We start from the raw sequence: 23,625 nt of genomic DNA on the forward strand, positions 1-23,625 counted from the left end.
AAATCTCCTTCATTAATCTATTTAAATCTATAAAGTAAAAAAGGGATGAAATTAATCAACCCCTTCTCAGTTATCTGTTTTCGTTTTCACACTCTTGGTTACCTACAGTACAAGAAGTCTTGCAAGCAGATTGACAAGAAGTTTGGCATTCTCCACATCCACCTTTACAAGCAGATTCTTTAAGAGAATTACCTGAAATAGTAATAATATGTTTTTCCATTATGTACCTCCTCATTGGTTTTATTATAACATATAAAAGTTCAGTAGGAAATTAAAATTTTAATAATGTGAGAATTTGTGTATAAAAAAGGCAATCCATGTGGACTGCCCTAAAATTATTTTATTTCCTTAGCGCCTTCAGGCTTAACTACCTTTTTAGGTTGAGAGTTTTTTGTAAAAATATTTACATCATCATATTTTGGTTTTCTCTTAATAGACGACTCATCAATCTTATATTTTTTAATATCCTTCTTAGATGCTTCAAACTCTTGGATGTCCAGCTTGTTTAAATGGGTGAAGAAGGAACTTCCATTTGCAACTGCTTCTTCAATATTTATAATTCTGTCATCTGTAGCAACAATTTTATTTGCAAAGAATAGAGGATACACCGGCTTGTCTTCATTTATTATACTTTGAATATCGCCATAAGTTTCGAGTCTTTTTTGAAAATCCTTTTCGCTTTGTGCCTCTTGCCAAAGTGGATCCAGTTCGGCGTTACTATATCCAGAATAATTTAAAGCACCGTCAGTTTTAAAAAAGTTTTTAAAGTAATCTGGGTTATCATTTGAATCGTATTCGTAAAGGCAGAAGTCAAATACCTTAGAGTTTGGATCCTTTAGCTCTTCCAAATACTCCTCTTCATATAGTGCCACCAACTCTATGTCAATTCCTCTATTGATAAAGCTCTCTTGAATGGAAACTGCAAACTTCTCCTGTGGCTCTCCTGGGTCAAGAATGAAACCCATTTTTAAGGTGGAGTCTTCATGTTCCCTTTGATACTTTTTAATATATTCAATAGCATTTCCGCTTGCCATTTCATCCACCAAGTTGTCGTTGTACTTATAGAAGTTGTTATGACCAAACACTGAGTTTGCCCTTGATACATTTGTATTGTCTCCAAATATTGAAGATAAATTATAAGAGTTTACTAAGTTACATATGGCATTACGCATTCCTTCGTCTTTAACAACAGGATTATTTACTTTAAATAATAGTGACTTTACATTTCCCGCTTCAACGGTGTTTATATTGTAAAAGTCCTTTACAAAAGCACCTACGTCATTTCCTAAAATATAACCACCTTGTATATTGTAGTCGAGCATGTCGTATCTTGTGGAACTGTAGTGGGCCACGTTTTTAATGGACAGCTTTGGTATATTGGCAAGCCCTTCAAAGTATTTGTCAAAGGCTTTAAACTTAAATTCGTCCACATTGAAATAATCGTCATGGACCTTTTCGTCAAATACATATGGACCAGATCCGATTAAATGATTTTTGTCTTCAAAAGTAAATTGCTTTGGAGCGTCTTTAAAAGTCTTTGCCGGCACTACCTTTAAACTCTCCAGGGAATATTTAAATGTGAAAGATGGTTTTGGTAGTATAAATTCAAGTTCCGTATCTGAAACCTTGTTCATTGTAATTTCTTTGCCATCAACTAAAAAGTTATTAAGATATACCGTGTCCTTATTTTCGTAGCTATATTTAATTGAAAAGATAATGTCATCCACCGTTATCCTATCTCCATTATGCCAATAGAGATTGTCCTTTAATTTTAAATTATAGACAGTTCCATCTTCAGAAGAGGTTAAACTATCTGCCAAAAGATAATTGAACTCCTCTTGGTGATGTGACTCCTCAATGGTAAAAAGATTTTGATAGAGCATAGATGTAATTATCTTTGAAGATTCGTCTTCGTTATAAAAAGGATTTAAATTTTCTACAGTTTCAACAACTCCAAATTTTATTTCATCCTTTAAAGGGGTTTGAAAAGCGATTCTCTTTTCCAAGGCCTCTTTTTCATCTTCGAAAATTTTTTTTGCATCGTTATCCGCCGCAGTTCCTGCACAAGAAGTAAAAACTAAAGTCAGGGCGAATAGCGTTATAAGTTTTTTTAATTTAGTCATTGGTACCTCCTGTTAATTATTATTGCAAAAAAACAAGATGGTTTCAATAGCGATAATATTATGTTCTGTATGCTATAATAAAAAAGAAGGAGGTTTATATGATAATCAATCTACAATTCACTTATATTATATTTTTCTTTATAATAACGACAGCAATTTCAATTTATTTATATAAAAAAGCAGCGGGAACATTGTCCCTTGAAAAACTGGGACCAATATCACTTACATTTTACTTTTTGTATTTCCTATCATACCTAGGAACTACATTATTAAATTTAAGACTTGCCAATCACTCCATGATGCGTTACATGAGACATTGGCAAATGGTTACAGATGCATTTTTTATTATTTCAGCACTGATGATAATCTTTCCAGGAGTAATAATTCTCTGTAACAAAATATTTAAGTATGACCCTTTGACCTATCAAGAGTACAGGACAAAGAAGCTTAGTTCAAAGTCATCTGAAGACGCTCAGTTTACCACAATGGTATTGGCGTCAATCGTCTGTATAGCGGCGGTAATATTTGTCTTTGTAAAACTTGGTACTGAACACAATCCCTACCTTGCCATGATAAGAGGAGGAAGTAAGGACCAACTTGCTGTGCTAAGAAATGTAATTGCAAATGAATTTACTAGAATTTCTGGATATATAAAAAATATTTTTGCGCTGACCATGACACCTTTTCTGTCCTATGTTGCATATGTGCATCTTAGAAACACAAAGGAGAAGAGATGGCTAGTGCTATTTATCATCCTATTCATGTTTTCAAATATGATGGTGTTTTACAATCTTCAAAAGGCAACCCTTGTAATGTACTGGCTAAACTTTATAGTTCTTTCACTAATATATGGGGACAGAGTAAAAGTAAAGTACCTTATTGCCTTTGGACTAATAGGATTTATTACACTGAACTTGATGTACTACTTTATATCTAAAGTTGAACTTAGCAAGCTCTTATCAGCGGACAATCCAATATTTTCGAGACTATTTATAACAACACCAATGGGCTTTTTGCTTCACCTGGAAGTATTCACATATAGAATGCTTCCACTAGCAGGGGCGTCACTGCCAAAGATTATAAGTGCTCCTCTATTTGGATTTAGTGAAGTTATTAGATCATCATCAGTTGTTATGCAGTCCGTAAACTTTATTGGAGAGAGGTCTGGCCAAGCGGGAGTGTATAATGGTCTATTTTTAGGAGAAGCCTATGCCAACTTCCAAATACCAGGAATATGGATTGCGATGATACATGTGCCAATAGTATTCTTTTTACTAAATATGATTTTCACACGTTTGCCAAAGACTGCAATAAATGTATCGCTGTTTTCATATTTAACAGTGGCGTTTTTATTAACTTTACACGGAGGATACGCAGACTATGTGTTCAATATGATTTGGGCAATAGTAGTTGTGGCTAGTATATTGATGGGAGTTTTTAGTAATCTTTTGGATAAGTTGATTTTTGAAAAGAGACAGTCTAAAAATGAAAATGAAATAGTTTAATCAAATTTAAAATCGGCGGAAATTTCGCCGATTTTTTAGTGGAATGTATTAAAAAATGGAAAAGAAATATTTACCATAACTGCGTTTTGTAGTAAAATTAAAACAAGAAACATTGATGTTTCCTAATTTGTCAAAGGAGGTAGAATATGAAAAAAACTTTGATGTTTATTTTGGCTGCTCTATTTTTAGTTAGCTGCACAAAAAAACCGGAATCAGAATTGTTTAAAACTGGATTTGAAGAAATAAAAGAAAGTGATACAAATTATGCTGAAGTAAAAGAAGAAATAGATAATAGGTATATTGATATTTCAGTTTTAGACAGAGAACGAAATGACCTAGCTGTTGAAAAGTTAAAGGCCTTTGACTTTTTATCTAAAGAGGACTCGCCTGCAATATATAAGAATGAAAAAGGTTCAATAGTAGTTCTTGACGCTAAGGACAAGTTGGTCTTCTATCATAAAGGTAATGGCGATACTGATTTAAAACTTAAAGACATAATGGATTCAAATTTTTTAGAAGAGGGATATGACAAGGTTAATGAAATAAAAAATGATAATGGCAATAGAGTTTTATTAACAGATTCTAAAAAATCCATAACTAATTACTTAGACTCCTATGAATTTATCTTTGACGGTGAATATGTAACTGACATTGTAAAAAGAAGGAACGAAGTATTAAAGGATGAGCCAAAGGTTTTAAGTTTGGATGTTGTACTTGATAATCTGTTTAAAGAGTTAGGTCAAAGTGAGAACAATGACATTAAACCTGAAGATATTGATAAAGATAAATGTGAGTTATTAGTTACAAATATGTTTTATGAAAGTTTGAAAGTAAATGGGGAAGAGATTCTAACTATGGGAACCCCTTCAGAAGATTTTAAAAGTGAATTTGGAAACATGTTTTATAGAATACCTACTAAGGACAATGAAAAATTATTTTATGTAGATCCATTTTCTGGAAAGTGGTTAGCAACCTTTGACAAGGATATCCTAGGCAATTAAAATTCAAAAAGAGCGGCGTTAATGTCGCTCTTTTTAGTTATATATAATGAAGGGAACGAAAAAAAGTAAAATTTTCAAAAAAATTTAAAAAAACTTTGAAAAAGACTTGCATTAATCCCATATGTCATATATAATGTATGAGTGTCAAAAATAGGAAAAGCGTAGAAACGGTAGGTTGCTGAGGTTTCTCAGGGAATTTCCGTGGAGTAAGTCTGACACGATTCAGGCGAAAAAGATTACTTGGACCGAAAGGTCTTTATAAAATGTTTGACACGATACACCCGGATGGGTTGACGCCGAAAGTAATCAGACGCTTCCAAAATTTTAAGGAGGTGCCTATAATGGCAAAACAAAAGATAAGAATTAGACTAAGAGCTTATGACCATGAGTTAATCGATCAATCTGCTCATAAGATCGTGGACGCAACTAAGAGAACTGGTGCACAGGTTTCAGGACCTATTCCTCTTCCAACTGAAAAGGAAATCATCACTATCTTAAGATCTGTTCACAAACACAAAGACAGTAGAGAGCAGTTTGAGCAAAGAACACATAAAAGATTAATCGATATCGTGGAACCAAACCAAAACACTTTAGAAGCTTTAAAGAAATTAAATCTTCCTGCAGGTGTTGATATCGAAATCAAGCTTTAATCTTAGTATGATTGTAAGTGGACAATCCGCTGTAAGTAATTAGGAGGTGTGCTCATGAAGAGTATATTGGGAAAGAAAATTGGGATGACTCAAATCTTCGCTGAAGGTGGAGAGGTTGTTCCTGTAACTGTTATAGAGGCAGGCCCTATGATAGTTACTCAAATTAAGTCAGAAGAAACTGACGGATATAATGCAGTTCAAGTTGGTTATGTTGATAAGAAAGAACATAGAGTTAGCCAACCGCTGAAAGGTCACTTTGACAAAGCAAACGCAGGATACAAGAAGTACTTAAGAGAGTTTCGTGTAGACGATGTATCTTCTTACGAACTTGGTGCTGAAATTAAAGTTGACGTATTTAATGATGTAGAAAAGGTTGATGTATTTGCAACTTCAAAGGGTAAGGGAACTCAAGGTGCTATAGTAAGACATAACTATGGTAGAGGACCTGAAGCTCACGGATCTAAATCACATAGAGTTGCTGGTGCAAGATCTGCTTCTGCATATCCAGGACGTGTATTTAAAGGTAGAAAAGGTAGCGGTAAGATGGGTAATGAACGTGTTACTGTTCAAAATCTACAAGTTGTTAGAATTGATGAAGATAAGAATCTAATTTTAGTTAAGGGAGCTGTTCCCGGACCTAAAGGTGGACTTGTAACATTAAGAGAGTCTGTAAAGGCTAAATAGTTTAGGAAGGGGGATGGAATATGCCTAGCATTAAAATGTTAAACCAACAAGGCGAAGCTGTTGGTGATATAGAACTAAGTGAAGCTATATTTGGCGTAGAAGTTAATGAACATGTAGTTTACGAAGTTGTTAAGAATCAACTTGCAAATAGAAGACAAGGCACTCAATCCGCAAAGACGAGAGCTGAAGTTAGAGGCGGAGGAAAGAAACCTTGGAGACAAAAGGGTACAGGACGTGCTCGTCAAGGTAGTATCAGAAGTCCTCAATGGAGAGGCGGCGGTGTGGTATTTGCACCAAAACCAAGGGACTACAGCTACAAACTACCTAAGAAGGTTAAGAGACTTGCTATTAAGTCTGTTTTAACTTCAAAGGTTAATGAAGAAGAATTAATCGTGTTAGATGCTTTAAAATTTGACGATTTCAGCACTAAGGCAGCTAAGGGTGTACTAAACAACGTAAAGGCTTTAAAGAAGGCTTTAGTAGTTGTTGGGGAAGACGACAAGAAGGTTATGAAATCTTTTGGAAATATTCCTGGAGTTATCGTAGCTACAGCTGATAAGATAAATGTTTATGATATCTTAAAACACGACTCACTTATACTGACAAAAGATGCAGTTGAAAAGATTGAGGAGGTGTTCGCATAATGATGTCACCTTACGATATTATTATAAAACCTATTATAACTGAAGCTTCCATGGACAATATGGACAAGGGAGTTTATACATTCAAGGTTGATAGAAGAGCAAATAAATCAGAGATTAAAAAAGCAATTGAAGTTGTTTTCGGCGAAGGAGTTAAGGTTGCTAAGGTTAACACTATGACTGTTCCTGGTAAACTTAAGAGAATGGGCCAAAACCAAGGTAGAACACCTAGTTGGAAAAAGGCTATCGTAACTTTAAAACCGGATTCAAAAGATATTGAATTCTTTGAAGGAATATAGTTAGGAGGTAATTAAATGGCTATTAGAAAATACAAACCAACCTCTGCCGGCGTACGTGGAATGTCCGTACTAAGCTTTGAAGAAATCACAAAGAATAAAAAACCTGAAAAGTCACTACTTGTTGACTTAAAGAAATCAGGTGGTAGAAATTCATATGGTAGAATTACTGTTCGTCACAGAGGCGGCGGTGCTAAGAGAAAATATAGAATAATTGACTTTAAGAGAGATAAGGATGGAATTCCTGCAACGGTAGCTTCCATCGAATACGATCCAAACAGAACTGCAAACATTGCACTTCTTCACTATGCAGATGGTGAAAAGAGATACATCCTTGCACCACAAGGACTTAAAGTAGGTTATAAAATAGAATCTGGGGAAGATGCAGATATCATGATTGGTAATGCATTAAAATTAAAAGACATCCCAGTTGGTACTACAATCCACAACATTGAGTTAAAACCTGGAAAGGGTGGACAACTTGCAAGAACTGCAGGTGCTGAAGCTCAATTAATGGGTAAAGAAGGTAAGTTTGCAACATTAAGATTACCTTCCGGAGAATTTAGACTTGTTCACCTTGAATGTCGTGCAACAATCGGCCAAGTTGGTAACACAACTCACGAACTTATTAATGTAGGTAAGGCTGGTAGAAGCAGACACTTAGGTAAGAGACCTCATGTAAGAGGTTCTGCGATGAACCCGGTAGATCACCCTCACGGTGGTGGAGAGGGAAGAGCGCCAGTTGGTCGTCCTGCACCATCTACACCTTGGGGTAAAAAGGCTATTGGAGTTAAGACAAGAAAGAAATCCAAGAAGTCTAATAAGTACATTGTAAGAAGAAGAACTAAGTAATAAGGAGGGGTTTTAATGGGAAGATCCGTTAAAAAGGGACCATTTTGTGATGAACACCTTATGAAAAAAGTCGAAGCGCTAAACGCTGAAGACAAGAAGAAGGTTATTAAGACTTGGTCACGTAGATCTACAATATTTCCACAATTTGTTGGACATACAATTGCGGTACATGACGGAAGAAAGCATTTACCGATTTATATAACTGAAGATATGGTTGGTCATAAGTTAGGAGAATTTGTTTCCACTAGAACTTTCAAAGGCCATATAGGAAGTAAAGAAAAAGGTAGTAAGGTTAGATAGGAGGATTAAGATATGGAAGTAAGAGCTATTTCTAAATATGAAAGAATATCACCTCTTAAAGTTAACTTTATTTGCAAAGAAATTAGAGGTAAAAATGTTGATGAAGCTTTGGCGATTTTAAAGTTCACTCCTAAAAAGGGAGCAAGACTTTTAGAAAAAGTTTTAAAATCTGCTATTGCCAACGCTGAACACAATTTCAACTTAGACAGAGATGAGCTTATTGTAGCCCACGCATATGCAAATCAGGCTCCAGTTATGAAGAGATGGAGACCTAAGGCTAAGGGTTCAGCTTATCCGATCTTAAAGAGATCAAGCCACATCGGCGTTGTTGTTAAGGAAAGAGAATAAGGAGGGTAAGCGAATATGGGTCAAAAAGTTAATCCCCACGGTTATAGAGTTGGTGTAATTAAGGACTGGAGCTCAAAGTGGTTTGCCGACAAAAAGGACTTCGCTGATTTACTTGTTGAAGATAATGAAATTCGTAAATTAGTTAAGAAAGAAGTTTATTTAGCAGGCATTTCTGAAATCAAAATCGAAAGAGCTTCAAATAAGATAAAAGTTACAATTGAAACTGCAAAGCCAGGCATGGTAATTGGTAGACAAGGTGCCGGCGTTGAAGTATTAAGAAATAAATTAGAAAAATTAACAGACAAGCAAGTTATTATAAATGTTGAGGAAGTTAAAAGACCTGATCTTGACGCTCAACTTGTAGCTGAAAGCATTGCAGCTTCTCTTGAAAGAAGAGTTTCTTTCAGAAGAGCGATGAAACAAGCTATTCAAAGAAGTATGAGAGCAGGAGCAAAGGGAATTAAGACTTCTGTTTCAGGTCGTGTTGGCGGAGCTGATATGGCTAGAACTGAAGGATACAGTGAAGGAACTATTCCTCTACAAACTCTTAGAGCTGACATAAGCTATGGATTTGCTGAAGCAGATACAACTTATGGTAAGCTGGGTGTTAAAGTTTGGATTTACAAGGGTCAAGTTCTTCCAGGAATGAAGGAAGCTGAACTACCTGAAGTAAAGGATAACAGAAGAAAAAACAAGAGAAATAGAAAACAAAACCCAAAGAGAAATAACAGAGGTCAATTAGAAAACAAATAGTTCATAGGAGGAAAGAATCTATGTTAATGCCTAAAAGAGTTAAGCATCGTAAGGTTCACAGAGGCAGAATGACTGGTAAGGCTCACAAGGGCAATACCTTAGCTTACGGAGATTATGGTCTTCAAGCGTTAGAACCTTGCTGGATGACTGCTAATCAAATAGAAGCCGCAAGACGTGCGATGACTAGATATATAAAGAGGGGCGGAAATATTTGGATTAAGGTATTTCCGGACAAGCCGGTAACTGAAAAACCTGCAGAAGTACGTATGGGTTCCGGTAAAGGTAATCCAGAGTACTGGGTAGCGGTTGTTAAACCAGGTAGAGTTTTATTTGAAATGGCTGGTGTTCCTGAAGACGTAGCTAGAGAAGCTATGAGACTTGCAGCACACAAGCTTCCAATTAAAACTAAATTTATAGCTCGTGATAATATGGAAATGGACGGTGAAGCTAATGAAAACTAAAGAAATACGTCAAATGTCCGACGCTCAATTACAAAGTTCTTTAAAGGATTTAAAGGCTGAACTTTTCAATTTGCGTTTTCAATTGGCAACCGGACAGTTAGACAACCCTATGAGAATAGGTGGAGTTAAGAAGGATATAGCCCGCATTAAGACCATCGTAAGAGAACGAGAACTTAATATAGGTAAGGAGGCTTAATCTCATGGAAAGAAATCAAAGAAAAACAATAATTGGTACGGTTGTATCAGATAAGATGGATAAAACTATCGTTGTAGCTGTTAACACTTTTGTTTCCCATTCGCTTTATAGTAAGCAAATGAAAAAAACTACTAAGTTTAAAGCTCATGACGAAAATAACGAATGCAACATTGGGGACAAAGTTAAGATAATGGAAACTAAGCCTCTTTCTAAACAAAAGAGATGGAGATTAGTTGAGATCCTCGAAAGAGCAAAATAATCTTATACTAGAAAGGAGAAACTAAATGATTCAACAAGAAAGTCGTTTAAGAGTAGCGGATAACTCCGGTGCAAAAGAACTACTAGTTATAAGAGTATTAGGGGGTACAAAAAGAAAGTACGCCAATATTGGGGATATAGTAGTTTGTAGCGTTAAGACTGCAACACCCGGAGGAGTTGTAAAGAAGGGTGATGTTGTTAAGGCTGTTATAGTTAGAACAAAGACAGGTGTAAGCAGAAATGACGGAAGTCATATCAGATTTGACGACAATGCAGCGGTAATCGTAAAAGAGGACAAAAATCCGGTTGGTACAAGAATTTTCGGTACTGTAACTAGAGAGTTAAGAGCCGGAAACTTCATGAAGATAATTTCTTTGGCACCTGAAGTTATATAGTTGGAGGTGTATCACATGAAAATTAGAAAAGATGATACGGTAATTGTTATTGCCGGTGCTGATAAAGGCAAAAAGGGTAAAGTTTTAAAGACTTTTCCTAAAACTAACAAAGTGATTGTTGAAGGTATAAACATTCAAACAAAACACAGAAAGCCAAGAGGACCTCAAGATCCAGGCGGAATTGTTAAGTCTGAAGGTCCAATAGACGTATCAAATGTAATGTATTATGATTCTAAGCTTGGTAAGGGCGTTAGAATAGGATATAAAGTTGAGTCTGGCAAGAAACAAAGAGTTTCTAAAGCGGACAATAAAGCTATAAAGTAGTGAAGGGGGTAATTTAGTGACTTCCAGATTAGTTGAAAAATATAGAAATGAAGTTGTTCCTGCAATTACAGAAAGCTTTGGATATGAAAATGTAATGCAAGTTCCTAAACTTGAAAAGATAGTTATAAATATAGGACTTGGTTCTCACAAGGACAATCCAAAGGCTGTTGAATCTGCAGTTAGAGATTTAACTACTATTACAGGACAAAAACCTGTTGTTACAAAGGCAAGAAAGTCAATAGCTAACTTCAAATTAAGAGAAGGAATGAGCGTTGGTTGCAAAGTAACTCTTAGAGGCGAAAAGATGTATGACTTCTTCGACAAGCTAGTTAGCATTTCTCTTCCAAGAGTTAGAGACTTCAGAGGTGTTTCTTCTACATCATTCGACGGTAGAGGTAACTATTCTCTAGGTATTAAAGAACAACTTATATTTCCTGAAATAGAATACGATATGGTTGATGAAATAAGAGGAATGGATATCGTAATAGTAACAACTGCTGAAACTGACGAAGAGTCAAAGAAGTTGTTAGAGTTAATGGGTATGCCATTCAAGAAGTAGACCGAGGAGGAATAACGTGGCAAAAAAATCAATGATTGCTAAACAACAAAAGCCAGCTAAGTACAGCACTAGGGCTTATAATAGATGTAAAATTTGCGGTAGACCTCATGCTTACTTAAGAAAGTATGGAATTTGTCGTATATGCTTTAGAGAATTGGCTTATAGAGGCGAAATCCCAGGCGTAAGAAAAGCAAGCTGGTAAAATAGAGAGGAGGAAGCTTTTATGATGACAGATCCTATAGCAGATATGCTAACGAGAATAAGAAACGCTAATAATGCTAAACATAAATCAGTTGAAATACCTTCTTCTAAGATAAAGAAAGACGTTGCTTCAATCCTATTGGATGAAGGATTTATTAGCGGCTTCAATGTTACAGAAGATGACAAACAAGGTATTATAACTTTAGATCTTAAATACGGTCCAAACGAAGAAAGAGTAATCTCTGGTATTAAGAGAATTTCTAAACCTGGTTTAAGAGTATATGTAAAAGCTCAAGAACTACCAAAAGTACTTGGAGGTCTTGGAATAGCTATAATCTCTACATCAAAAGGCGTTGTAACTGACAAGGTTGCAAGACAAGAAGGTGTAGGTGGAGAGGTTATCTGTTACGTATGGTAATGGATAGTATTATTAGGAGGTAAAAATGTCTAGAATTGGATTAAAACCAATAGAAATCCCAAGTGGCGTTGAAGTAAATGTCGGCGACAAAAATCTAGTTCATGTTAAGGGACCTAAGGGAGAACTTACTCAAAAGCTAGATGGGGAAATGACTATAAATATAGAAGATAATGTAATATCTATATCTCGTCCTTCTGAAGACAAACATCACAAATCTATTCATGGACTAACAAGAACCTTGTTGGCAAACATGATTGATGGTGTTACTGAAGGTTATAAAAAGACTTTATTAATTGAAGGTACTGGTTATAGAGCAAGCAAAAGTGGAAATAAACTTGTAATGAACTTAGGATTCTCACATCCAATCGAGATGGAAGAGCCTGAAGGAATTACAGTTGAAGTACCTGATGCACACACAATTGTAGTATCAGGAATAGACAAACAATTGGTAGGAAGCTTTACAGCTAAGATTAGAGATCACAGAAAACCTGAACCATATAAAGGCAAAGGTGTTAGATATTCTGATGAATACGTTAGACGTAAAGTTGGTAAAACTGGTAAGTAAAGGAAGGAGTATTAAATGTTAAAGCGTATAGATAAACAAAAAAATAGAAAAGCAAGACATATAAGAAATAGAAAAAATCTTTCCGGAACTTCTGAAAAGCCAAGACTAAACGTATATAAGAGCAATACCAATATATATGCTCAAATTATAGATGATGCACACGGAAAGACTTTAGTATCAGCGTCAACTCTTGAAAAAGATATTAAATCTGGTTTAGAAAATACTTCTAACAAAGAGGCTGCTAAAGTAGTTGGTAAAGCTATCGGAGAAAAAGCTGTTAAACTTGGAATTGAAGAAGTAGTGTTTGACAGATCTGGATACCTATACCATGGTAAAATTAAAGAATTAGCAGATTCCGCAAGAGAAGCTGGACTGAAATTCTAGGATACGGAGGTACAATATTGGAACTTTTAACTAAGAATGTAGAAGGTTTAGAATTAGAAGAAAGAGTTGTTGCTATCAACCGTGTTGCGAAAGTAGTTAAGGGTGGTAGAAACTTTAGATTCACAGCCGTTGTAGTTGTTGGAGATAAAAACGGTAAGGTTGGAATCGGTACAGGTAAGGCACAAGAAGTTCCTGAAGCTATCAGAAAGGGAGTTCAAGATGCTAAGAAGCATATGATTGAAGTACCTTTAGTTGGAACAACAATCCCTCATGAAATAACTGGAGTATTTGGAGCTGGAAGAGTATTCTTAAAACCAGCATACGAAGGTACTGGAGTTATTGCGGGAGGACCTGTTCGTGACGTATGTGAGCTTGCTGGAATCAAGGACATTCGTTCAAAATCTCTTGGAACATCCAACCCTAGAAACATAGTAAACGCAACTATTGAAGGATTTAAAAATCTTAAGAAAGCAAGTGATGTTGCTAGATTAAGAGGAAAATCCGTTGAAGAGATCATCGGGTAAGGAGGCTTTTATGAAGAAGCTTAAGATAACTCTAAAGAGAAGTTTAATTGGTAGAACTGATAAGCACAAAAAGGCTATTAAGTCTTTAGGTCTTAAGAAAATCGGTTCACAAGTAATTAAAGAAGACAATCCTGCTTTAAGAGGTGTACTACAAAAAGTAGGGTATATGATAGATGTTGAAGAAGTAGAATAAAGGGGAGGTGTACTTTACAATGAAATTACACGACTTAAAACCTGCTAACGGTGGTGGAGTTAAGCCAAGAAAAAGAGTAGGTAGAGGTTATGGTTCAGGCCTTGGACACACTTCAGGACGTGGACGTGACGGACAAAATTCAAGATCTGGCGGAGGAGTAAGACCTGGTTTTGAAGGGGGTCAAATGCCTTTATTCAGAAGACTTCCTAAGAGAGGTTTTACGAATATATTTAGCAAGGTATATGGTGAAGTTAACGTAGAACAATTAAATAGATTTGAAGACGGTACTGTAGTAACCGAAGAACTTCTGATTGAAGAAGGTATAGTAAAGAAATCTAAAGCTAAAGATGGAGTAAAGATACTTGGAGCAGGTGAATTAACAAAGAAACTAACAGTTCAAGCTACTAAGTTTACTAAATCTGCTATGGATAAAATTGCCCAAGCCGGAGGAAAGGCTGAGGAGGTATAAAATGCTTCAAACGCTGAAGAATGCTTGGAAGGTAAAGGAAGTTAGAGATAGACTAATTTTCACCTTCCTAATGCTGGTAGTATATAGATTGGGTAATGTAATCCCAGTTCCATTTATGGATGCAAAAGTCGTTCAAGCTCACATGTCAGGGCAAGACGCGGGACTTCTTTCTATGCTTAACGCATTCTCAGGAGGAAGTTTATCAAATATGAGTATATTTGCTCTAAGTATATATCCTTATATTACTGCTTCCATCATAATCCAACTTCTTACTATTGCAATTCCAAGACTTGAAGAAATTGCAAAGGACGGAGAAGAAGGAAAGAAAAAAATTGGACAATACACAAAGATAATGGGTGTTGTACTTGGTTTTGTACAAGCCTATGCAATGGTAAACGTACTTTTCAGCGATGCTGTTCAAATAGCAAAAGGTAATGCCCTTTCAAAAATAATCATGTTACTAACATTAGTTGCAGGAACAATGTTCCTTGTATGGTTAGGTGAAATGATAACAACTAAGGGAATTGGAAATGGAATTTCTATAATAATCTTCTTTGGTATTATCTCAGGAGCTCCAAGAGCTGTTCAAACCATGATTGCTCAAAAGCAAGGTGGAATGGTAGCTTGGTGGGCGTTTGTAATATTTGCACTTGTTTCAATTGCAATACTTGTTATAGTAATTGAGATTAACCAAGGTGAGAGAAGAATTCCTGTTCAATATGCAAAAAGGGTTGTAGGAAGAAAGATGTATGGTGGACAATCTACACATATTCCAATTAAGGTTAATATGTCAGGGGTTATGCCAGTAATCTTCGCATCATCAATTTTGCAATTACCAAATACTATAATTTCACTTTTTGGAGCTAAGGCACCTAAGTGGTTAGAATATTTGTTTAGCATGCAAACTATAAGCGGGTTGATACTATACTGTTTAATCAATCTGGTTTTAATCATAATATTTGCTTACTTCTACAGTGCTATTCAATTTAACACAGTAGAATATGCGAAAAACTTACAACAATATGGTGGATTTATTCCAGGAATCAGACCTGGAAGACCAACAGGTGAATACCTACAAAATATTTCTGGAAAGATTACTTTGATAGGGGCTTTAATCCTTGCAGTTGTTGCAACAGCTCCATTCATAATAAACTATGCACTAAAGCTTAGAATGATCTTTGCGGGAACTTCACTAATCATCGTTGTAGGTGTTATATTAGAAACAATCAAGCAAATTGAATCAATGTTGACAATGAGACATTATAAAGGTTTTTTAAATAAATAGGAGATATAAATGAGATTGGTACTATTAGGACCACCGGGAGCAGGTAAAGGCACTCAAGCGGAAAAAATCGTAGATGAATTTGGAGTGTTACATGTTTCTACGGGGGACATTTTCAGGAAGAATATCAAAGAGGAAACAGAACTTGGTAAAAAAGTTAAAGGTTATTTAGCAGAAGGTAAACTTGTTCCAGACGAATTAACAATTGACTTAGTATGGGACAGACTTGATCAAGACGATTGCAAAGATGGATTTATGCTTGACGGTTTTCCAAGAACAATTGCTCAAGCAGAAGCCTTAACAAAAGGTCTTGAAGAAAGACAAATCAAATTAGACTCTGTAATAAATATCGACGTAGACTCAGAAGTGCTTGTAAAGAGACTTGCAGGAAGAAGAGTTTGCTTAAACTGTGGAGCTTCTTATCATGTTGACAATAAGCCTTCAAAGGAAGAGGGAATTTGCGACAGATGTGGACACGAAATTGTTCAAAGAGAAGACGACAAGGAAGTGACTGTTAAAAACAGAATCGACGTTTATAAAAAGCAAACAGAGCCTTTAATTGAATACTATAGTAACCTTGGATTAATCTTTAATGTGGATGGAACTTTAGGACCAGACGATGTGTTTGGTAAAATCAAAGACCATCTTACACAACTGAAACGAATGTAATATTCTCGGGAGAGAAGATGGACCAATTTAAAGAGTTAGTTGAAGGTCAAGTGGTTAGATCCCTGTCAGGACGTGATAAAGGAAAATTCCAAATAGTTATAAAACTCTTGGACGATAATTTTGTACAGGTCGCAGATGGGAAAAGAAGAAAACTTGAAAGGCCTAAGCTGAAGAAGATAAAGCATTTACAAAAAACAAATAGCGTCTTTGACATGACGAATGTAACTAATGACAGTCATATAAGAAAGCTATTAAAAGAGTTTATGGACGACAAGGAGGCTCATTAACTAATGGCGAAAAAGGACATAATCGAAGTTGAAGGTAAAGTTGTTGAAGCTCTACCAAATACGATTTTTAAAGTACAACTAGAAAATGGACATGAAATAACGGCTCATATCTCCGGAAAACTAAGGATGAATTACATTAGAATTCTTCCCGGAGATAAAGTGGTGGTAGAGCTATCACCATATGATTTAACAAAGGGAAGAATAACTTGGCGTAACAAGTAGGAGGTTAGCATGAAGGTAAGATCATCAGTTAAAAAGATGTGTGAAAAATGTAAGATTATTAAACGTAAAGGCCGTATAATGGTTATTTGCGATAATCCTAAACATAAACAAAGACAAGGTTAAGGAGGGACAATAGTGTCAAGAATTGCCGGGGTAGATTTACCCAGAGAAAAAAGAGTAGAAATCGGGCTTACAGCTATATATGGCGTTGGAAGAGCTCGTTCATTAGAAATTCTTAAAGCTGCCGGAGTTAATCCTGGAACAAAAGTAAAGGACTTAACTGAAGCTGAAATGGGAGCTATAAGAGAAGAGCTTGATAATTATGAAATAGAAGGTGACCTTCGTAGAACGGTTGCTATGAATATCAAGAGATTAAAAGAAATCAATTGCTATAGAGGAATTAGACATAAAAGAGGTCTTCCAGTAAGAGGACAAAACACAAAGAACAATTCAAGAACTCGTAAGGGTCCTAAGAGATTAGCACAAAAGAATAAGTAAGGAGGGGATTTAATTGGCACAAAAGAAAGCAAAAACTCGTTCAACTAAAACAAAGAGAAGAGTTAGAAAAAATATTGATAAAGGTCAAGCACATATTGTATCATCATTCAACAATACTATGGTTAGCTTAACAGACCTTCAAGGCAATCTTATTTCTTGGGCATCAGCAGGTCAATTAGGCTTCCGTGGATCAAGAAAATCCACTCCTTTTGCAGCGCAAGAAGCAGCACAAGAAGCGGCTAAAAAAGCTATGGAACATGGATTAAAAGTAGTTGAAGTATATGTTAAAGGACCTGGTTCAGGAAGAGAAGCAGCTATAAGATCATTACAAGCTTCAGGTCTTGAAATCAGCCTTATTAAAGACGTAACACCAGTTCCTCATAATGGTTGTAGACCACCTAAGAGAAGAAGAGTTTAATATAAGTAAATTAATATTCCTAACTCAACGTACTTCATAGGAGGCGCAAATTATGACACAAAACTTAATGGCTAAGATTGAAATAGCAGATATCAACGAAGAAAAAAATCATGGAAAATTTGTTATAGCTCCTTTAGATAGAGGTTTTGGAACTACACTTGGGAATGGATTAAGAAGAGTACTTCTTTCATCTCTTCCCGGAACTGCAGTTACCAAGGTGCATATACAAGACGTACTACATGAATTCTCAACAGTAAAAGGTGTTTTAGAAGATGTTTCAGAGCTCATATTAAATATCAAAGCAATATCTTTAAAGAGCTTAACAACAGAGCCCATAGATATTGACATAGATCTTAAAGGGCCATGCATCTTCACAGCAAAAGACTTTGAACAAGATGTAAACTTGGAAGTTGCAAAGCCAGACCAGTATATTGCAACACTGAACGAAGATGCACATTTAAAGATGAGTCTTCGAATAGAAAATGGAAAAGGCTATAGAGTTTCCGATTTAAACAAATCAGAAGAAGATCCAATAGGAGTTATTCCAATAGATTCTACATTTACACCAGTTACAAAAGTGAACTTTGAGATTACAGAACTTGTATCTAACAAAGAAAAACTAGAACTGGACATATGGACAGACGGAACAATATCAGCTCAAGAAGCACTAGCTCAAGGAGCACAGATATTAACAGATTATCTAGCTATATTTATAGATTTACCGGAATACACTTTTGAAGAAGAGGTAGAGGACGAAGAAGAGTCTGCTATAGAAGATTTACTATCTACAAGCATAGAAGAGCTTGACCTTTCCCTAAGATCATTCAACTGCTTAAAGAGATCGGATATAAATACAGTTGGAGATATAATATCAAAGGGCGTTGAGGAATTAAGCAAGATAAAGAATTTTGGTAAGAAGTCCTTTGAAGAAGTGGAATCTAAAATCCATGAATTGGGCTTAGAATTTTCAGAGAAAGAAGATTAGGAGGAGGCGTAAATGGCAAACCTTAGAAAACTTGGTAGAAGATCAGACCATAGAGATGCTATGCTTAGAAACCAAGTTCAATCTCTTCTTGAACACGGAAGAATAAAAACTACTGTAACTAGAGCAAAAGAAACTAGAAGAGTAGCAGAAAAGATGATCACCCTTGCAAAAAAAGGTGATTTACACTCAAGAAGACAAGTAATGGCTTATGTATATAGAGATGACATTGCACATAAGTTATTTGAAGAAATAGCTCCGCAATACGAAGAGAGAAACGGTGGTTACACTAGAATTTTAAAACTAGGACCTCGTATGGGCGATTCAGCTGAAATGTGTATATTAGAACTTGTTTAATATAAACAAGTAGTAGGAAAGATAGATTTGAACTGTGGCTTAAAATTATCCGCGGCAAAATAATTTTAAGGAGATTATGATATGGCAAAAATGATGCAACCAAGATTCAAGCAAGCAAGAAGACTTGGATTAAACGTTTCAGGACATCCAAAGGCTGAAAAGAGAATGGGAAAAGGCCTTGGAAGAGAAGACAAGAAACTAACTGAATATGGTAGACAATTACTAGAAAAACAAAGACTTCGTGCTTATTATGGAGTAATGGAAAAGCAATTCTTTAACTACTTCAAAAAAGCATACAAATCTCAAGAATCTACAGGTGATGCTCTAGTTAAAATGTTAGAAACAAGACTAGACAACCTAACATATAGAGCAGGATTTGCTTCATCAATCAGACAAGCAAGACAAATGGTAGTTCATGGACATATTTTAGTAAATGGTAAAAAGGCAAACATCCCTTCATACCAAGTACAACCAGGAGATGAACTAGAACTAAGAGAAAAATCAAGAAAAAATGAAATGTTCAAAGAAAACTTTGAAACTAATTTCAGCTATTCACTTCCATACATTTCAAAAGCGGAAGGATTTAAAATCAAATTAGATAGAATGCCTGAAAGAGAAGAAGTACCTATTGAAATCACAGATTCATTAATAGTAGAGTTCTACTCAAGATTAGTATAATCATTAAGCCGGGAAGTTAATCTTCTCGGTATTTTTGTGCCCAAAAACAATAACTTTTCATACATAAAGGGTATATAATAACTTGAAAAGAAATATCAAAGAACATATAATTATTTAATAAAGGAAAATAAAAGAGGAGATAAAAATGGAAGACAGACTCTACATTGTTATGCAAAGACTAATAGACGAAAACGACCAATCAGGACTATCAGATTACGTTATACAATTCCCATTCGGAAATATAGAAAATGTAAAAAAATTTAACGAAATAGCAAAAGAACTTTTCAGCTTAAAAGATATAGAAAAAACAGACAGAAAATTTACAATAGATATAAGTTCAGACGACTACCGCATAAAAATGTCATCACCAACAAAATACGATACACAGACAATTCAAATCGAAGACATTAAAAATGGAAAAGACAATGCAAAATTAAAAATCGTAGAACTAAATAAAGAAGAAATTAGAAACTTCTTTAAAAAACTTGTGAAAGCAGCAAAAAAAGAAGAAATATATCCACAAGAAGAACCAGATGTAAGACTAAAACACCCACATCTATTACAAGGGGGAATAAACCCACCAAACACATCAAGAGAGTAGGTTGAAAATGAAAAAAAAGATTATAATACCAATAATAATTGCGGTTATATACCTGGGAGGAGCTTTTTACTTTAAAAACTACTCATACCCTAAAACAACCGTAAACGGAGATAAAAAAGGATTTGTAGCAATAAAAGAAATAACAAATCCAAAATATGACGACTACACACTTAAAGTAAAAGGGAAAAATAGCAAAGAAGAAGAATTTACTCCAGAAGACTTAGACTTCAAAGTAGAAGAGGAAAAGCCATTAGAACTAAACCAAAAAGAATTTTTGTGGTTTGTCGAAGCCTTTAAGAAACATGACTACAAAGTTTCGTATAACTACTCACTAAACGAAGAAAAACTAGAAGAGTCAATAAAAAATTCAAAACTTAACCAAGGCGTAGAAAAATCAAAAAATGCAGAAGTAGAATTAGTCGGATCAAAATATGAAATCATACCAGAAAAATATGGCGACGAACTGGACATGGAAAAAACAAAAGAAAGCATAGTGACAGCTTTCAAGAACAAAGAAAAAGAAATAGAATTAGACGAAGAATATATAAGACCAACAATAACAAAAGAAAGTAAAGAGATAAAGGAAGAACTAGAAACAAAACAAAAACTCTTCTCAACAATACTGACCTTCGACTTTGACGACAGAAAATTTGAAGTAAAAGGCGATGAACTAATTTCATTTTACGATAAACTTCAAGAAGGATATCAACTAAACAGAGATAGAGTTAGAGCATACGTAGCAGACCTTGCAAAAAAGACCGATACATTTGGAACCGATAGAAAATTCCAAACAACAGGAAGAGGCGAAGTTACAGTAGGCGGAGGAATATACGGCTGGCAAATGGACGTAGACAAAACAACAGACAACACAATGAAGGCCATAGAAAAAGCCGAAAACCAAGACGTGGAAATAGAATATAAACTACGTTCCCTAACAAGGGCAGAAAACGACATAGGAAACACATATATCGAAATAGACCTTACAAGACAACATCTATGGTTCTACAAAGAAGGAAACCTAGTAGTAGAATCAGACGTAATAACAGGAGCTCCATACGGTGGAAGAGAAACACCAACAGGAGTATTCAAAGTATGGTCAAGAGAAACAGATAGAAACCTAACAGGAGAAGACTATAGTTCACCAGTTTCATTCTGGATGCCAATCAACTGGACAGGCGTAGGACTACACGACGCCTCATGGCAAGATAAATTTGGAGGAGAGCTTTACAAGTCAAGAGGATCAAGAGGCTGTATAAATCTTCCATACGAAGTAGCAAAAAAAGTTTATACAGAAGTAAAAAACGAAACACCAGTAGTCATATACAAATAATGTAAAAACATTTGACAAAAGAACACAATAATGATATTATAATTAGGCACTCAGCGAAGTGCCTTTTTAAATTCAAAAAAATGTTAAAAATATTTGACAAAGAGAAATTAAATTGGTACTATATATGAGTTGTCACTCAAGACGAGTGCAAAGAACCTAAACAAGTAAAAAGTGTAAAAAACTTTTGAGTAAGTACAACCAAACAATTTCGGTGAAAAAAATAAAGTCAGCGAGAGCTGATCAAACATTTAATAGAGAGTTTGATCCTGGCTCAGGACGAACGCTGGCGGCGTGCTTAACACATGCAAGTCGAACGATGAACCTCGAAATGATTTCTTCGGAAAGATTTTTGAGAGGATTAGTGGCGAACGGGTGAGTAACGCGTGAGCAACCTGCCTTAGACAAGGGGATAGCCTCGGGAAACCGTGATTAATACCCTATGAGACTCCACTTACGAGTGTAAGAGAAGTTAAAGCTATTGCGGTCTAAGATGGGCTCGCGTCTGATTAGCTAGTTGGTGAGATAAAAGCCCACCAAGGCGACGATCAGTAACCGGCTTGAGAGAGTGAACGGTCACATTGGAACTGAGACACGGTCCAAACTCCTACGGGAGGCAGCAGTGGGGAATATTGCACAATGGGGGCAACCCTGATGCAGCGACGCCGCGTGAGCGATGAAGGAATTCGTTTCGTAAAGCTCTGTCCTTGGAGAAGATAATGACGGTAACCAAGGAGGAAGCACCGGCTAAATACGTGCCAGCAGCCGCGGTAATACGTATGGTGCGAGCGTTGTCCGGAATTATTGGGCGTAAAGGGTACGTAGGCGGTTTAACAAGTCAGATGTTAAAACTTGAGGCTTAACCTCATGTTGCATTTGAAACTGTAAAACTTGAGTAGTGGAGAGGAAAGTGGAATTCCTAGTGTAGCGGTGAAATGCGTAGATATTAGGAGGAATACCAGTAGCGAAGGCGACTTTCTGGACACAAACTGACGCTGAGGTACGAAAGCGTGGGGAGCAAACAGGATTAGATACCCTGGTAGTCCACGCTGTAAACGATGAATGCTAGGTGTCGGGAGTCAAATCTCGGTGCCGAAGTTAACACATTAAGCATTCCGCCTGGGGAGTACGGTGGCAACACTGAAACTCAAAGGAATTGACGGGGACCCGCACAAGCAGCGGAGCATGTGGTTTAATTCGATGCAACGCGAAGAACCTTACCAGGGCTTGACATATGGGTGAAAAGTATAGAGATATACTCCTCTCTTTTAGAGACATCCATACAGGTGGTGCATGGTTGTCGTCAGCTCGTGTCGTGAGATGTTGGGTTAAGTCCCGCAACGAGCGCAACCCCTATATCTAGTTGCCAGCACTAAGGGTGGGGACTCTAGATAGACTGCCGGTGACAAACCGGAGGAAGGTGGGGATGACGTCAAATCATCATGCCCTTTATGTCCTGGGCTACACACGTGCTACAATGGCAAGTACAGAGGGAAGCGAAGCAGCAATGTGAAGCGAATCTCAGAAAGCTTGCCCCAGTTCGGATTGTAGGCTGCAACTCGCCTACATGAAGTCGGAGTTGCTAGTAATCGCGAATCAGAATGTCGCGGTGAATGCGTTCCCGGGTCTTGTACACACCGCCCGTCACACCATGGGAGTTAGTAATACCCGAAGCCAGTGACCTAACCAATGGAAGGAGCTGTCGAAGGTAGGATTAATGACTGGGGTGAAGTCGTAACAAGGTAGCCGTATCGGAAGGTGCGGCTGGATCACCTCCTTTCTAAGGAGTACAATAGAGTTTTTTACACTTAACTTAGGTTCAAACCTTTAACCATGTGGGGGTGTAGCTCAGTTTAACATGCTTACCCGCAAGCGAAGCGAGCGGCTAGGAAGCATTTATGCAGCCTTTTCCCAAGAGAAGCAAAGCTTCGATTGGCAAGAAAAGCACGTAGGGAGAGCGGAGCTTCGAAGAAGCTCAAACATCCAAAAACAAATTAAATAGCAAAATAAAAAACCTATGTGGGGGTGTAGCTCAGTTGGGAGAGCGCCTGCCTTGCAAGCAGGAGGTCAGGAGTTCGACTCTCCTCATCTCCACCAACCCTAATAAGGGTATAGAGTCGCAGCGTCAAATCAAAGATTTGTTAGTTAGCGACCATTTTAATACAAAAAACACAAGTATTAATATAGAACATTGAAAAGAGAAT

37 protein-coding genes, 1 tRNA gene and 1 rRNA gene are annotated in these 23,625 nt (G+C 36.3%); 37 read left to right on the forward strand and 2 right to left on the reverse strand.

Annotation, left to right across the window (positions count from 1 at the left end; genetic code table 11):
• Nucleotides 1-70 precede the first annotated feature (70 nt).
• On the reverse strand, nucleotides 71-220 hold the full coding sequence (scfA, locus tag L6651_RS07095) for a six-cysteine ranthipeptide SCIFF (RefSeq protein WP_077064928.1): 150 nt from the start codon (nucleotides 218-220) through the stop codon (nucleotides 71-73).
• 115 nt (nucleotides 221-335) lie between these two features.
• Nucleotides 336-2,123, reverse strand: a complete 1,788-nt coding sequence (locus L6651_RS07100) for an ABC transporter substrate-binding protein (protein ID WP_237037264.1) — start codon at nucleotides 2,121-2,123, stop codon at nucleotides 336-338.
• Nucleotides 2,124-2,221: 98 nt separating this feature from the next.
• Here L6651_RS07100 and L6651_RS07105 point away from each other — a divergent pair, with 98 nt between their 5' ends.
• From L6651_RS07105 to L6651_RS07285, 37 genes are all read left to right on the forward strand, one after another.
• The gene (locus tag L6651_RS07105; protein WP_237037265.1) at nucleotides 2,222-3,628 is read left to right on the forward strand and encodes a hypothetical protein; all 1,407 of its coding nucleotides are present in this window, start codon (nucleotides 2,222-2,224) and stop codon (nucleotides 3,626-3,628) included.
• A gap of 146 nt (nucleotides 3,629-3,774) precedes the next feature.
• A complete protein-coding gene (locus tag L6651_RS07110; RefSeq protein WP_237037266.1) occupies nucleotides 3,775-4,629 on the forward strand; it encodes a hypothetical protein in 855 nt (284 codons plus the stop codon).
• A gap of 341 nt (nucleotides 4,630-4,970) precedes the next feature.
• Nucleotides 4,971-5,279, forward strand: a complete 309-nt coding sequence (gene rpsJ, locus L6651_RS07115) for a 30S ribosomal protein S10 (protein WP_237037267.1) — start codon at nucleotides 4,971-4,973, stop codon at nucleotides 5,277-5,279.
• 54 nt (nucleotides 5,280-5,333) lie between these two features.
• Nucleotides 5,334-5,963 (forward strand): 50S ribosomal protein L3, encoded by a 630-nt coding sequence (rplC, locus tag L6651_RS07120; RefSeq protein WP_237037268.1) that lies wholly within the window; start codon nucleotides 5,334-5,336, stop codon nucleotides 5,961-5,963.
• Nucleotides 5,964-5,983: 20 nt separating this feature from the next.
• Nucleotides 5,984-6,607 (forward strand): 50S ribosomal protein L4, encoded by a 624-nt coding sequence (gene rplD / locus L6651_RS07125; RefSeq protein WP_237037269.1) that lies wholly within the window; start codon nucleotides 5,984-5,986, stop codon nucleotides 6,605-6,607.
• The gene (gene rplW, locus L6651_RS07130) at nucleotides 6,607-6,903 is read left to right on the forward strand and encodes a 50S ribosomal protein L23 (RefSeq protein WP_237037270.1); all 297 of its coding nucleotides are present in this window, start codon (nucleotides 6,607-6,609) and stop codon (nucleotides 6,901-6,903) included. Before rplD ends, rplW begins: the two co-directional genes overlap by 1 nt.
• A 15-nt stretch (nucleotides 6,904-6,918) precedes the next feature.
• Nucleotides 6,919-7,752, forward strand: a complete 834-nt coding sequence (gene rplB, locus L6651_RS07135; RefSeq protein ID WP_237037271.1) for a 50S ribosomal protein L2 — start codon at nucleotides 6,919-6,921, stop codon at nucleotides 7,750-7,752.
• Nucleotides 7,753-7,767: 15 nt separating this feature from the next.
• Nucleotides 7,768-8,052 (forward strand): 30S ribosomal protein S19, encoded by a 285-nt coding sequence (gene rpsS / locus L6651_RS07140; protein ID WP_237037272.1) that lies wholly within the window; start codon nucleotides 7,768-7,770, stop codon nucleotides 8,050-8,052.
• Nucleotides 8,053-8,064: 12 nt separating this feature from the next.
• Nucleotides 8,065-8,400 carry a 50S ribosomal protein L22 gene (gene rplV / locus L6651_RS07145; RefSeq protein WP_237037273.1) on the forward strand — a complete coding sequence of 112 codons (336 nt, stop codon included), beginning with the start codon at nucleotides 8,065-8,067 and terminating at the stop codon, nucleotides 8,398-8,400.
• 15 nt (nucleotides 8,401-8,415) lie between these two features.
• On the forward strand, nucleotides 8,416-9,153 hold the full coding sequence (gene rpsC / locus L6651_RS07150; RefSeq protein WP_237037274.1) for a 30S ribosomal protein S3: 738 nt from the start codon (nucleotides 8,416-8,418) through the stop codon (nucleotides 9,151-9,153).
• Between the two features lie 20 nt (nucleotides 9,154-9,173).
• The gene (gene rplP, locus L6651_RS07155) at nucleotides 9,174-9,614 is read left to right on the forward strand and encodes a 50S ribosomal protein L16 (protein WP_055078578.1); all 441 of its coding nucleotides are present in this window, start codon (nucleotides 9,174-9,176) and stop codon (nucleotides 9,612-9,614) included.
• A complete protein-coding gene (gene rpmC, locus L6651_RS07160; RefSeq protein WP_055078579.1) occupies nucleotides 9,604-9,810 on the forward strand; it encodes a 50S ribosomal protein L29 in 207 nt (68 codons plus the stop codon). Before rplP ends, rpmC begins: the two co-directional genes overlap by 11 nt.
• A 4-nt stretch (nucleotides 9,811-9,814) precedes the next feature.
• On the forward strand, nucleotides 9,815-10,069 hold the full coding sequence (gene rpsQ / locus L6651_RS07165) for a 30S ribosomal protein S17 (RefSeq protein WP_237037275.1): 255 nt from the start codon (nucleotides 9,815-9,817) through the stop codon (nucleotides 10,067-10,069).
• A gap of 25 nt (nucleotides 10,070-10,094) precedes the next feature.
• A complete protein-coding gene (gene rplN / locus L6651_RS07170) occupies nucleotides 10,095-10,463 on the forward strand; it encodes a 50S ribosomal protein L14 (RefSeq protein ID WP_237037276.1) in 369 nt (122 codons plus the stop codon).
• Nucleotides 10,464-10,478: 15 nt separating this feature from the next.
• On the forward strand, nucleotides 10,479-10,787 hold the full coding sequence (rplX, locus tag L6651_RS07175) for a 50S ribosomal protein L24 (protein ID WP_237037277.1): 309 nt from the start codon (nucleotides 10,479-10,481) through the stop codon (nucleotides 10,785-10,787).
• Between the two features lie 16 nt (nucleotides 10,788-10,803).
• Nucleotides 10,804-11,346 (forward strand): 50S ribosomal protein L5, encoded by a 543-nt coding sequence (gene rplE, locus L6651_RS07180; RefSeq protein WP_237037279.1) that lies wholly within the window; start codon nucleotides 10,804-10,806, stop codon nucleotides 11,344-11,346.
• A 16-nt stretch (nucleotides 11,347-11,362) separates the two neighbouring features.
• Nucleotides 11,363-11,548, forward strand: a complete 186-nt coding sequence (locus L6651_RS07185) for a type Z 30S ribosomal protein S14 (protein ID WP_055078584.1) — start codon at nucleotides 11,363-11,365, stop codon at nucleotides 11,546-11,548.
• Between the two features lie 21 nt (nucleotides 11,549-11,569).
• Nucleotides 11,570-11,965 carry a 30S ribosomal protein S8 gene (gene rpsH / locus L6651_RS07190; RefSeq protein WP_237037280.1) on the forward strand — a complete coding sequence of 132 codons (396 nt, stop codon included), beginning with the start codon at nucleotides 11,570-11,572 and terminating at the stop codon, nucleotides 11,963-11,965.
• A gap of 25 nt (nucleotides 11,966-11,990) precedes the next feature.
• On the forward strand, nucleotides 11,991-12,530 hold the full coding sequence (rplF, locus tag L6651_RS07195) for a 50S ribosomal protein L6 (RefSeq protein WP_237037281.1): 540 nt from the start codon (nucleotides 11,991-11,993) through the stop codon (nucleotides 12,528-12,530).
• Between the two features lie 15 nt (nucleotides 12,531-12,545).
• Nucleotides 12,546-12,914, forward strand: coding sequence for a 50S ribosomal protein L18 (gene rplR, locus L6651_RS07200; RefSeq protein WP_237037282.1), 369 nt, complete (start codon nucleotides 12,546-12,548; stop codon nucleotides 12,912-12,914).
• Between the two features lie 17 nt (nucleotides 12,915-12,931).
• A complete protein-coding gene (rpsE, locus tag L6651_RS07205; RefSeq protein WP_237037283.1) occupies nucleotides 12,932-13,438 on the forward strand; it encodes a 30S ribosomal protein S5 in 507 nt (168 codons plus the stop codon).
• A 10-nt stretch (nucleotides 13,439-13,448) separates the two neighbouring features.
• The gene (gene rpmD / locus L6651_RS07210) at nucleotides 13,449-13,631 is read left to right on the forward strand and encodes a 50S ribosomal protein L30 (protein WP_237037284.1); all 183 of its coding nucleotides are present in this window, start codon (nucleotides 13,449-13,451) and stop codon (nucleotides 13,629-13,631) included.
• 19 nt (nucleotides 13,632-13,650) lie between these two features.
• A complete protein-coding gene (gene rplO, locus L6651_RS07215; RefSeq protein WP_237037285.1) occupies nucleotides 13,651-14,100 on the forward strand; it encodes a 50S ribosomal protein L15 in 450 nt (149 codons plus the stop codon).
• 1 nt (nucleotide 14,101) lies between these two features.
• Nucleotides 14,102-15,385: a preprotein translocase subunit SecY gene (gene secY, locus L6651_RS07220; RefSeq protein WP_237037286.1), complete on the forward strand. Its 1,284-nt coding sequence runs from the start codon at nucleotides 14,102-14,104 to the stop codon at nucleotides 15,383-15,385.
• Between the two features lie 9 nt (nucleotides 15,386-15,394).
• Nucleotides 15,395-16,051: an adenylate kinase gene (locus L6651_RS07225; protein WP_237037287.1), complete on the forward strand. Its 657-nt coding sequence runs from the start codon at nucleotides 15,395-15,397 to the stop codon at nucleotides 16,049-16,051.
• 17 nt (nucleotides 16,052-16,068) lie between these two features.
• Nucleotides 16,069-16,338 carry a KOW domain-containing RNA-binding protein gene (locus L6651_RS07230; RefSeq protein WP_237037288.1) on the forward strand — a complete coding sequence of 90 codons (270 nt, stop codon included), beginning with the start codon at nucleotides 16,069-16,071 and terminating at the stop codon, nucleotides 16,336-16,338.
• Between the two features lie 3 nt (nucleotides 16,339-16,341).
• Nucleotides 16,342-16,560, forward strand: coding sequence for a translation initiation factor IF-1 (gene infA, locus L6651_RS07235; protein ID WP_237037289.1), 219 nt, complete (start codon nucleotides 16,342-16,344; stop codon nucleotides 16,558-16,560).
• 9 nt (nucleotides 16,561-16,569) lie between these two features.
• Complete coding sequence (gene rpmJ, locus L6651_RS07240) at nucleotides 16,570-16,683, forward strand: 50S ribosomal protein L36 (protein ID WP_055078595.1); 114 nt, start codon at nucleotides 16,570-16,572, stop codon at nucleotides 16,681-16,683.
• Nucleotides 16,684-16,695: 12 nt separating this feature from the next.
• Nucleotides 16,696-17,058 (forward strand): 30S ribosomal protein S13, encoded by a 363-nt coding sequence (gene rpsM, locus L6651_RS07245; protein ID WP_237037290.1) that lies wholly within the window; start codon nucleotides 16,696-16,698, stop codon nucleotides 17,056-17,058.
• 13 nt (nucleotides 17,059-17,071) lie between these two features.
• The gene (gene rpsK, locus L6651_RS07250) at nucleotides 17,072-17,476 is read left to right on the forward strand and encodes a 30S ribosomal protein S11 (RefSeq protein WP_237037291.1); all 405 of its coding nucleotides are present in this window, start codon (nucleotides 17,072-17,074) and stop codon (nucleotides 17,474-17,476) included.
• A gap of 52 nt (nucleotides 17,477-17,528) precedes the next feature.
• Nucleotides 17,529-18,461 carry a DNA-directed RNA polymerase subunit alpha gene (locus tag L6651_RS07255; protein ID WP_237037292.1) on the forward strand — a complete coding sequence of 311 codons (933 nt, stop codon included), beginning with the start codon at nucleotides 17,529-17,531 and terminating at the stop codon, nucleotides 18,459-18,461.
• A 12-nt stretch (nucleotides 18,462-18,473) separates the two neighbouring features.
• A complete protein-coding gene (rplQ, locus tag L6651_RS07260; RefSeq protein WP_237037293.1) occupies nucleotides 18,474-18,815 on the forward strand; it encodes a 50S ribosomal protein L17 in 342 nt (113 codons plus the stop codon).
• Between the two features lie 81 nt (nucleotides 18,816-18,896).
• Nucleotides 18,897-19,493: a 30S ribosomal protein S4 gene (gene rpsD / locus L6651_RS07265; RefSeq protein ID WP_237037294.1), complete on the forward strand. Its 597-nt coding sequence runs from the start codon at nucleotides 18,897-18,899 to the stop codon at nucleotides 19,491-19,493.
• A 145-nt stretch (nucleotides 19,494-19,638) separates the two neighbouring features.
• Entirely contained in the window at nucleotides 19,639-20,094 is a 456-nt protein-coding gene (locus L6651_RS07270) for a hypothetical protein (protein ID WP_237037295.1), read from the forward strand.
• Nucleotides 20,095-20,101: 7 nt separating this feature from the next.
• Nucleotides 20,102-21,424 (forward strand): L,D-transpeptidase family protein, encoded by a 1,323-nt coding sequence (locus tag L6651_RS07275; RefSeq protein ID WP_237037296.1) that lies wholly within the window; start codon nucleotides 20,102-20,104, stop codon nucleotides 21,422-21,424.
• 248 nt (nucleotides 21,425-21,672) lie between these two features.
• Nucleotides 21,673-23,201, forward strand: a 16S ribosomal RNA gene (locus L6651_RS07280).
• Nucleotides 23,202-23,442: 241 nt separating this feature from the next.
• Nucleotides 23,443-23,518: transfer RNA gene (locus L6651_RS07285), tRNA-Ala, on the forward strand.
• Nucleotides 23,519-23,625 lie beyond the last annotated feature (107 nt).

This window comes from Mediannikoviicoccus vaginalis, assembly GCF_928097925.1.
GTDB classification, from domain to species: Bacteria; Bacillota; Clostridia; order Tissierellales; family Peptoniphilaceae; genus Mediannikoviicoccus; species Mediannikoviicoccus vaginalis.